Source organism: Pseudorhodoplanes sp. (assembly GCF_035565855.1).
Taxonomy (GTDB): Bacteria; Pseudomonadota; Alphaproteobacteria; order Rhizobiales; family Xanthobacteraceae; genus Pseudorhodoplanes.
Genome location: NZ_DATMRX010000051.1, coordinates 1 through 2,850, shown reverse-complemented (window position 1 = coordinate 2,850; position 2,850 = coordinate 1). Strand labels below are relative to the sequence as shown.

Sequence of the window (2,850 nt, the reverse complement as noted above, 5' to 3'; positions counted from 1 at the left end):
TTTCCGATGGGCCGATCCTGGAAGCAATGCTCCGGCAAGGCCGCCCGACAAGACGGTTGATCGGATCGGCCGCTGCGCCTATCTGCCTTGTATGTCCGAGACAATCCCCGGCACGGCGCCTCGCCGCATATCCTGGGCCCTGGTGGCGGCAGGACTTGGCTTCGGCGCGCTGGCCGCGCTCGCGGTCGCGCTTTGGATTTACTACGGGACTGCTGTTTTTTTCGAGATCGTGCGTGCAGGCATCGCCGCCTGCTTGTGATCCCCTTGCCGTGATGTCCCGATGAAGCCGCAGACCGTTCGCATCGTCACGTTGATTGCTGCCTTCATTGCCGGGCTGGCGATATTCTCGGCGGCGATCTTCATGTTCGTCGGCCGGCTGCCGACGCCTATTCCGGCGCCCTCGGCGATCGGCGGACCGTTCAGGCTTGTGGATCAGCGCGGCGAGGTGGTGACGCAGGATGCGCTCAAGGGCAAGCCGTCGCTCATCTTCTTCGGCTTCACGCATTGCCCGGATATCTGCCCGACGGCGCTGTTCGACATGAGCGAGGTGTACAAGGCCCTCGGCCGCGATGGCGACAAGCTGCAGGCCTATTTTGTCTCGGTCGATCCGGAGCGAGACACGCCGGATATCCTGAAGGAATATCTGTCGAGTTTCGATCCGCGGATCCGCGGTCTGACCGGAGAGCCCTCGGCCGTCACGTCGATGGAGAAGGCGTACAGGGTCTATTCCAAGAAAGTCCCACTCGATGGCGGCGACTATACGATGGATCACACGGCGCTGGTCTATCTGATGGACAAGGAAGGCCGCTTTGTCGCGCCCTTCAACATGAAGCGAAAGCCGCAGGACGCGGCGGCGGAATTGCGCCGCTATCTCTGATTTTGCTTTTTCAAGCGGCCTGAGGATCGCCGGTGGCTTCCTGCCGCGATGTCCGCGCGCGTCCGTGGTCGGTCTTCTCCCAGTGGTACGGGGCGCGGATGAGCTGAAACGCCGCGCGCCACGCCGCGACCGACAGCAGCAGCCAATAGAGCGGCAGGAGCAGCAGATAGGGCGCGCTGCGCAACAGCCTGCGCCGGGATAGTCCGATGAAGCCGACCAGTCCGGAAAGAAGGTAGCCGGCGATCAGCGAGACGAAATACAGGCCCGCGAAGATCTGCTCGAACGTGCCGGACTTGCCGGCAAAGAGCAGGCCTGACGCAACCTGACCGATAATGACGCCGGCGAATATGCCGTGCACCAGCGCGGCGAGCACCGCGCCGCCGATCACGAGCTGGAAGACGAGGAAACCGCCGGCGCCGAGTTCCTGCCAGAGCTTGCGCGGCGCACGCATGTGGACGGCCCAGGTCTGCAGGTAACCCTTGAACCAGCGCGTGCGCTGCCGGATCCATGGCATCAGCCGGCCCGGTGCTTCTTCGTAAGTCGAGGACTGCACGAGGGTCGTGCGATAGCCGGCGCGAGCCAGCCGGATGCCGAGATCCGCATCCTCCGTCACGTTGTAGGGGTCCCAGCCGCCAAGTCCGCGCAGCGTCGGCGTATGGAAGTGATTGGACGTGCCGCCGAGCGGCAATGGCATGTGCCATGCGGCAAGGCCCGGCAGGAACACGTCGAATAGCCCTGCATATTCGGCGGTGAACAGGCGTGTGAGCCAATTGTCGCGCGTGTTGTCGATGGTCAGCCGCGCCTGCACGCAGGCAAGCCTCGGATCGCCACGTTCGAATGCCGACAGCGCGATGCGAAGTTGGCCTGTTTCGGGGCGGTCCTCGGCATCGAACACCGCGACATAGCGGCCGCGCACGAAGGGCAGGGCGGCGTTCAAGGCTTTCGGCTTTGTCCTCGGCCCGGCAGACGGCGCGATCACGATCTCGAATGGCGGAGGAAGATCCATCATGTTGAGCGCGAACCGCGTTTCGAGATCGTCGCTTTCGACGACGAGTTTGATGTCGAGCCGCTCCTTTGGATAATCCAGTCGCGACAAGGCTGCGATCAGGCCGCGCGTCGCTTCGGCTTCGCGGTACAGCGCGACGATGATCGAGTACAGCGGCAGGTCGTCATCTCCGACCCGCGCATGCTCATCGTCGGGCGCGGACGAAAGCAGCGTCGCGACGACGCGTAACCCGCTCCAGCTCAGGAACATGATCGCCAAGGCGATATCGATCGCGATGGTCACGGGGGACTGGAATGCGAAGAGGCCAGCGACGCAGGACATCGCGGCGGCGAACCATCGCAGCGGCAGGCGGCTGCGGACCGAGCCGGCCGACAAGGCAGGGCTGTAGGCGCGCATGTCGAACGCGGCGCGGCACGACACCGCGACGCTGGCCTCGCGATGGGCAAAGTCGCGCATCTCCTCCATGGTCGTCAGCGCTATCCGCGAACGCATGTCCGGGTAACGCTGCAGCGTCGCTAGGAGGAAGCGCGCCGACAGATGCCACGGTGCAACCACCCATGTCAGCTCGCGGCCGTTTCGGATCGGGATGATCCCGGTTGCGAGACCCGCGATCAGGCGGTCATCGTCGACCGGGCATGCCGAGCGCGGCATCTGGCCGAGGGTGGCGACCGCAAGCCCGGAATGCCGCGCAAGGCACTGCACGTAATCGCGGTCGGTCAGGACGCCGGCGGTGACCAGGACCCGGTCCGCCCCGGTCCCGATTTCGGCCGCCCGCAATTCCGCGGCCGCAATCTGCGCCGGAGACAGAAGATGGCGCACGCAGTCGATTTCGGGGCAGGCAGCGAGCCGGGCACGAATCCGTGCCGAATCGGATTCCGGCCTTGAACCCGGCCGCGGGCCGTAAGACATATCGCGCGCATGCCGGCCGGCCGGCTCGGCATGTGACCTGGGCCCCCGCATGGCCGCC

3 protein-coding genes are annotated in these 2,850 nt (G+C 65.2%); 2 read left to right on the top strand and 1 reads right to left on the bottom strand.

Annotated features, from left to right (window positions below; all coding sequences use genetic code 11):
* Both VN004_RS02920 and VN004_RS02915 read left to right on the top strand, forming a co-directional pair.
* A partial coding sequence (locus tag VN004_RS02920; RefSeq protein ID WP_325606833.1) for a hypothetical protein occupies positions 1-259 on the top strand: 259 nt, incomplete at its 5' end.
* A gap of 21 nt (positions 260-280) precedes the next feature.
* The gene (locus VN004_RS02915) at positions 281-877 is read left to right on the top strand and encodes an SCO family protein (RefSeq protein WP_325606831.1); all 597 of its coding nucleotides are present in this window, start codon (positions 281-283) and stop codon (positions 875-877) included.
* Positions 878-887: 10 nt separating this feature from the next.
* On the opposite strand, the gene VN004_RS02910 is transcribed toward VN004_RS02915, so the two are convergent.
* Positions 888-2,702 carry a glycosyltransferase family 2 protein gene (locus VN004_RS02910; protein ID WP_325606830.1) on the bottom strand — a complete coding sequence of 605 codons (1,815 nt, stop codon included), beginning with the start codon at positions 2,700-2,702 and terminating at the stop codon, positions 888-890.
* Between the last annotated feature and the right edge of the window lie 148 nt (positions 2,703-2,850).